The sequence below is a fragment of the Schumannella soli genome (assembly GCF_006517435.1).
GTDB lineage: Bacteria > Actinomycetota > Actinomycetes > Actinomycetales > Microbacteriaceae > Schumannella > Schumannella soli.
On sequence record NZ_VHQG01000002.1, the window covers coordinates 344,527 to 350,654 of the forward strand.

At 71.4% G+C, this 6,128-nt stretch carries 5 protein-coding genes and 1 pseudogene; 1 reads left to right on the plus strand and 5 read right to left on the minus strand.

Annotated features, from left to right (window positions below; all coding sequences use genetic code 11):
• Nucleotides 1-101 precede the first annotated feature (101 nt).
• From FJ657_RS07340 to FJ657_RS07360, 5 genes are all read right to left on the minus strand, one after another.
• Nucleotides 102-761, minus strand: coding sequence for a methionine ABC transporter permease (locus FJ657_RS07340; RefSeq protein WP_141163046.1), 660 nt, complete (start codon nucleotides 759-761; stop codon nucleotides 102-104).
• Nucleotides 761-1,792 (minus strand): methionine ABC transporter ATP-binding protein, encoded by a 1,032-nt coding sequence (locus FJ657_RS07345; protein WP_141163047.1) that lies wholly within the window; start codon nucleotides 1,790-1,792, stop codon nucleotides 761-763. Before FJ657_RS07345 ends, FJ657_RS07340 begins: the two co-directional genes overlap by 1 nt.
• A gap of 142 nt (nucleotides 1,793-1,934) precedes the next feature.
• Nucleotides 1,935-2,897 carry a MetQ/NlpA family ABC transporter substrate-binding protein gene (locus FJ657_RS07350; RefSeq protein WP_141163048.1) on the minus strand — a complete coding sequence of 321 codons (963 nt, stop codon included), beginning with the start codon at nucleotides 2,895-2,897 and terminating at the stop codon, nucleotides 1,935-1,937.
• A 315-nt stretch (nucleotides 2,898-3,212) separates the two neighbouring features.
• Nucleotides 3,213-5,006: an L-aspartate oxidase gene (locus FJ657_RS07355; protein ID WP_141163049.1), complete on the minus strand. Its 1,794-nt coding sequence runs from the start codon at nucleotides 5,004-5,006 to the stop codon at nucleotides 3,213-3,215.
• A gap of 77 nt (nucleotides 5,007-5,083) precedes the next feature.
• Nucleotides 5,084-5,497: an SIP domain-containing protein gene (locus FJ657_RS07360; RefSeq protein WP_141163050.1), complete on the minus strand. Its 414-nt coding sequence runs from the start codon at nucleotides 5,495-5,497 to the stop codon at nucleotides 5,084-5,086.
• A gap of 278 nt (nucleotides 5,498-5,775) precedes the next feature.
• Between FJ657_RS07360 and FJ657_RS17350 the strand changes: the two are divergent.
• Nucleotides 5,776-6,128 (plus strand): annotated as a pseudogene (locus tag FJ657_RS17350) (hypothetical protein); the annotation flags it as partial.

Below are 6,128 nucleotides of genomic sequence, written 5' to 3' on the forward strand. Positions count from 1 at the left end.
CGCACCGTCTCTCCCGCGACCGCGCGCACCCGCACCCACGCGACCCGACGGCGTGATCGACTCGCGCCCTGGGCGGCGCGGTAGGGCCGGGCCGCCGCCGCTCAGCGGCGGAGCGCCTTGCGTGCGAGCGCGTTGCCGGCGAACTGGCCGACCTGCACGAGCACGATGATCACCGCGACGGTGATGTAGACGATCGGCCAGTTGTAGCGCTGCGAGCCGTAGGTGATCGCGAAGTCGCCGAGGCCGCCGCCGCCGATCAGGCCGGCCTGCGCCGACATGTCGACGAGGCCGACGAAGACGAACGAGAAGCCGAGGATGAGCGGTCCCAGGCCCTCGGGGATCAGCACGGTCACGATGATCCGCAGCGGGTGCGCGCCCATCGACCGGGCCGCCTCGAGCACGCCGTGGTCGACGGCGACGAGGTTCTGCTCGACGATGCGGGCGACCGCGAAGGCCGCGCCGAGCGAGAGCGCGAAGGCGGCCGCCTGCGGGCCGATCGTGGTGCCGACGACGCCGAGCAGCAGCGGCTGGATCGCGGCGACGAAGATCACGAAGGGGATCGGCCGCACGATGTTGACGACCACGTTGACGATCGCGAAGGCCGCCCGGTTCGCGAGCAGATGCCCGGGGCGGGTGACGGTCAGCACGACGCCGAGCACGATGCCGAGGATGCCGCTCGCGACGAGCGAGACGAAGACCATGAACAGGGTCTCGCCGATCGCCCTCCAGAAGACGTCGATGTTGGCGATGAAGGCATCCATCAGGCGGCGTCCTCGCTGATCGTGACGACGCCGTCGGCCGCGAGGGCGGCGAGGGCGGCGTCGATGTCGGATGCGGCTCCGGTGAGCTCGTAGGTGAGGGCGCCGATCGCGCGGTTCTGCAGTTCGCTGATGCCGCCGAACACGATCGTGTCGCCGACGCGGTGCTTCTCGAAGGTGCGCGCGACGAGCGAGGTGAAGGCGGGGCGGTCCTGCACCGGGATCGTGACGAGGCGGCCGGGATGCGCTGCCCGCAGCCGCTCGAGGGTCGACGCCGACGGTCGGTCGTGCAGCACGGTGCGCACGAAACGCGAGGCGGCGGCGGTCGACGGGTTCGCGAAGACGTCGTAGACGTCGCCGTGCTCGACGACGCGGCCGGAATCCATGACGGCGACGCGGTCGGCGATCGCGCGGATCGCCTCCATCTCGTGGGTGATGACCACGATCGTGAGGCCGAACTCCCGGTTGACGCGTTTGAGCAGCGCGAGCACGTCGGCGGTCGTCTCTGGGTCGAGGGCGCTCGTCGCCTCGTCGGCGAGCAGCAGGCGCGGCTGCGTCGCGAGGGCGCGGGCGATGCCGACGCGCTGCTTCTGGCCGCCCGAGAGCTGTTCGGGGTGGGCGTGGGCCTTGTCGAGCAGGCCGACGAAGTCGAGCAGCTCGGCGACACGGCGGTCGCGCTCGGCGGCGCCGACGCCGGCGACCCGCAGCGGGTAGGCGACGTTGCCCGCCACGGTGCGCGAGTGGAACAGGTTGAACTGCTGGAAGATCATGCCGATCTGCCCGCGCACCCGGCGCAGCTCGCGCTCCGGCAGGGCGGTCAGCTCGTCGTCGCCGACGATCACGCGGCCGGAGCTCGGCAGCTCGAGCGCGTTGATGAGTCGCACCAGTGTCGACTTGCCGGCGCCGGAGTAGCCGATCACGCCGAGGATCTCGCCCTCCTCGACCTCGAGGCTGACGTCGTCGACCGCGGTGACGCGGCCCGAGAGGGTGTCGTAGTGGCGGCTGACGTTCTCGAGTCGCACGAGGGCGCTCATCGGCTGCTCCGGTGGTGTTCGGGGTGTGCAGGAGGGTGGGCGTCGCGCCGGGCGACGCCGGGAACACGGCGGATGCCGCCGTCCCGCTCAGGGGGACGACGGCATCCGCCGCACGGTCGGTGACCAGTCTCGCGTACCGGCCTTACTTCTCCGACGCGTCGCGCGCGTCCTGCTCGACCTTCGCGAGGCTCTTCTGCAGGTCGGCGGCCGAGGTCTCGCGGAACACGGCGGTGCCGCCGTTGGCCTCCTGCACGCCCTTCTCGACGCTCTTGTCGTGGTAGAGCGCGGCGAGCTTGAGGTACAGCTCGTTCTTCACGTCGGCCTTGCGGGCGGCGAAGACGTTCACGTAAGGGGCGGCGGCGTCGCTCGACGGGTCGTCCTGGTAGATCGCGTTCTGCGGCTTCAGGCCGGCGTCGGTGGCGTAGTTCTTGTTGACGATCGCGGCGTCGACCGAGCCGCTCTGCAGGGCGCCTGCGGTCTGCGAGGCGTCGAGTGCGGTGATCTCGACGTCGGCCGACTCGATGTCCTTGGTCGACGAGAAGGCGCTGCCGCCGTTCTTGAGCTTCAGCAGCCCGGCGTCCTGCAGCACCAGCAGGCCGCGCGCCTGGTTGATGGCGTCGTTCGGGATCGCGACCTTCGCGCCCTTCGTGATGTCCTTCACGTCGCTGAACTTCGTCGAGTAGAGCGGCAGCGGGTAGACGGCGGTCGCGCCGATCGGCTGCAGGTCGTCGTCGTTGGTGACGTTGTAGTTCGCCAGGTACTGGATGTGCTGGAACTGGTTGAGGTCGACCTGCTTCTGGCTCAGCGCCGGGTTGGGCTGGCTGTAGTCGCTGAAGTTGGTGAGCTTGACGTCGACGCCGAGCTCCTTCTTCGCGAGGGCGATGTAGGTCTTCCAGTACGCCTGCGAGGCGTCGGCGACGCCGATGTTCACGGTCGTGCCGGCGTACTCGCCCGAGCCGGACGCGGCATCCTTCGAGCCGGAGTTCGCGCCGGTGGCGACGACGACACCGGCGACGATCGCGATGACGGCGACGATCGCGACGATCACGCCGACGATCAGGCCGGTCTTCCGCTTCGGGCGGTCGGGCAGGGTGGGTGCAGACATGTGGGGCCTCGAGTGCTGTGCAGGACGGGTCGGCGCCATCGAACGGCGCCGGCGCGACGTCGGGGGTGGGTGCTGTGGTTCTCCGGGTCTCGGCGACGCCGGAGCGCCTACTGTGACAAGACTTCGGGCCCGGGGCCAACCGGTGAGACACCCGGCGTAACAGTGGTGCACCTGACGAACGACCGGCGTCGGCCGCGAGCGCCGTCGGGCCTGCGGGTCCGGTCGCGACGAAGAAGCGGGGAGCCCGACCTCCGCAGTCCGGCTCCCCGCTCGTGCGCGCCGGCCGTCCGGTGCCGACGCGCGCATCCCGTCACCTCACTCGACGAGCTTCCCGACCGTGGAGACCTCGGTCATGAGCGCGCCGATCTCGGCGGGGATGGGTGCGGTGGCCTCGCGCTCGATCGTGCCGTCGGGAGACCAGACGAGATTGACCTGCAGCGCGGGGTCGAGCTCGGGGAAGTCGCTGCGGTTGTGGCAGCCGCGCGTCTCGCGGCGCTCGCGGGCCGTCGCGAGCGTCGCCCGCGCGGCGAGCACGGAGGCCTTCAGGTCGAAGGCGTGCGCCAGATCCTGGAAGCCGGCGATGTCGGGGTGCACGCCCAGGTCGGGGATGCGCGCCTCGATCTCGTCGATCTTCGTCAGTCCCGTCGTGAGCCCGGCCTCGTCGCGCACGACACCGGCGTGCTCGGTCATCGCGTCGCGCACCGCCCGCTGCAGGGCGCGCACGTTCTGCTGACCGTCGGCGGCGAGCAGCGCGTCCACCTCGCCGCGCGCCTCGGCGACCGCGTCGGCGCTGCGGTTCTGCGCCGTGAGTCCCGCGGAGTAGGCGGCGGCCGCCTGCCCGACGATGCGGCCGTAGACGAGCAGCTCGATGAGCGAGTTGCCGCCGAGGCGGTTCGCGCCGTGCAGTCCGCTCGAGGCCTCGCCGATCGCATACAGTCCGGGCACGTCGGTCTGGTGGTCGGCGTGATCGACCCAGACGCCGCCCATCGAGTAGTGCGCCGTCGGCGCGATCTCGATCGGGCTCTGCGTGATGTCGAGCATCTGCAGCTCGAGCATCGTCTGGTAGACCCGCGGCAGGCGGCGCATGATCGTCTCGCGCGGCAGGTGCGACACATCCAGCCAGACGCCGCCGGTCGCGGTGCCGCGGCCCTCGGCGATCTCCGTGTAGGCGGCCAGAGCGACCCGGTCGCGCGTGCTCAGCTCGAGCCGCTCGGGGTCGTAGCGCGGCATGAAGCGCTCGCCGAGGGCGTTCGTGAGGATGCCGCCCTCGCCGCGTGCCGCCTCGGAGATCAGGGTTCCTGCGGCGCTCTCCGGCTCGAGGATGCCGCTCGGGTGGAACTGCACCAGCTCGGGGTCGCGCAGTCGCGCCCCCGCGAGGGCGGCGAGGCGGAACGAGTCGCCCGTGTTCTCATCACGTCGCGACGAGGTGCGGCGCCAGATGCGGTTGTGCCCGCCCGCGGCGAGGATGACGGCGTCGGCGTGGATGAGCAGGCGCGTGCCGTCGGTCTGGTCGAAGCCGTACGCGCCGAAGACGGCGCCCTCGTCGTTCACGAGCAGGCGCGTCACGTAGACGCTGTCGAGGATCGGGATGTCGAGTTGCGCGGCGCGGTTGACGAGCGTGCGCTGGATCTCGAGCCCCGTGTAGTCGCCGGCGAAGGCGGTGCGGCGCCAGCGGTGCGCGCCGAAGAAGCGCTGCGAGATGCGTCCGTCGTCTTCGCGGGCGAAGGGCATGCCGTAGCGCTCGAGGTCGTCGATGCCCTGCGCGGCGCCCTCGGTGACGGTCTGCACGACGCGCGGGTCGGCGAGCAGGTAGCTCTCGGTGAGCGTGTCGGCGGCGTGCTGCTGCCAGCTGTCCTCGGCATCCATCGTGCCCAGCGCCGCGTTGATGCCGCCGGCCGCGAGCGAGGTGTGCGCGTCGTTCTTCGGGCGCTTGCCGAGCACGAGCACGTCGGTGCCCGCCTCGGCGAGCTCGATCGCGGCGCGCAGTCCCGAGCCGCCGGAGCCGATCACGAGCACGGCGGTCGAGATGCGCCGTTCGGCGGGGCGCGACGACGACGGGGCGGGGGAAGAGGAGGACGGGGTGGTGGACGGGGTGGTGCGGGGGTTCATGGTGCCTTTCCGGATGTCGGGTGGGGTGTCGTCCGGGGTGGCAGGGAGCCGGGCGGCGGGGTCGTGGTGGATCGGTGTCAGTGCGCGTCGCGCTCGTGCAGGCTCGCGTGCAGTCGGCGGAACGCCGCATCCACGCGCGGGCTGGTCGCGCAGCCGACCCAGAGCGCGAAGTCGGCGCCCTCGCTGTCGACGTCGTCGGGCATCCATTCGCTCGCCCAGGCGGTGAGGGCGCGGGCGGCGAGGGCTCCGCGCGGGGCGAGCCCGTCGATGCGGCTGCACCGCAGATCGCGGCGCAGCCAGCTGACGGACACGGCGTCGGGCACGAGCAGGGGCTCGATCTGGATGCGCGACGCGATCTCGATGAACACCTGCCCGTAGGCGTCGCCGGGCAGGTCGGCGAGGATGCGGCGCAGCGCCGGCAGATCGGCGCTGTCGCCGACGAAGAGCACGCGGGTGGCGGTGTCGAGGGGGACGAGGGGGTCGTCGAGCATGAGCGTGCAGCGACCCTTGAGTTAGGTGAGCCTTACCTAAAACACAAGCGCAGTGGTCGGCGGATGTCAACACCCGGAGTCGGATGGGCTGTGGCGGGTGCGATCTCGTGGCGATGATCTCGGGGCGGTCGCGCGGACGCCCCGGAGCGGTCGGTCGAGGTGACGCGAGCTGCTCGGCGCGGGCCGTTCCGATGTCGGTGGAATGTGCATCTGATCTGCGGTTCTGGTCGACGATGATGGTCCGCGCGGATGTCGGTGGTGGCTGTCAGAGTGCAGGTATGGAGAAGCCCACGACGACACCCGGATGCGACGGCCGAGCGCCGTTCGCTGACGGCGGCGCAGGCGGCTTCGCGGCACCGACTCGTGGTGACGTCGACGGTGGCGCGGCGTCGGTCGGTGGTGTGTCCGGTCGTGACGTGTCGCTGCCGGGGCTGGTGGGTGAGGCGGAGTCGGCGCTGGCGTTGTTGACGGCGGGTCAGGTGGCGGAGGTGCGGATGCTCGCCCGTGCCGGCCAGCTCGCCGAGGCCGAAGCGGCAGGTTCGTCGGCGAATGTGCGGGCGCATGACATGGCGCTCAGGTCGATCGCGGCGGAGATCGGCGGGGTGCTGCGTTCCCCGGACCGGACGGTGCA

Bases quoted from the DNA above. Each gene is read 5' to 3' on its own strand.
- FJ657_RS07360 (WP_141163050.1), bottom strand. From the start codon at position 5,497: ATGCTCGACGACCCCCTCGTCCCCCTCGACACCGCCACCCGCGTGCTC.
- FJ657_RS07345 (WP_141163047.1), bottom strand. From the start codon at position 1,792: ATGAGCGCCCTCGTGCGACTCGAGAACGTCAGCCGCCACTACGACACC.
- FJ657_RS07350 (WP_141163048.1), bottom strand. From the start codon at position 2,897: ATGTCTGCACCCACCCTGCCCGACCGCCCGAAGCGGAAGACCGGCCTG.
- FJ657_RS07340 (WP_141163046.1), bottom strand. From the start codon at position 761: ATGGATGCCTTCATCGCCAACATCGACGTCTTCTGGAGGGCGATCGGC.
- FJ657_RS07355 (WP_141163049.1), bottom strand. From the start codon at position 5,006: ATGAACCCCCGCACCACCCCGTCCACCACCCCGTCCTCCTCTTCCCCC.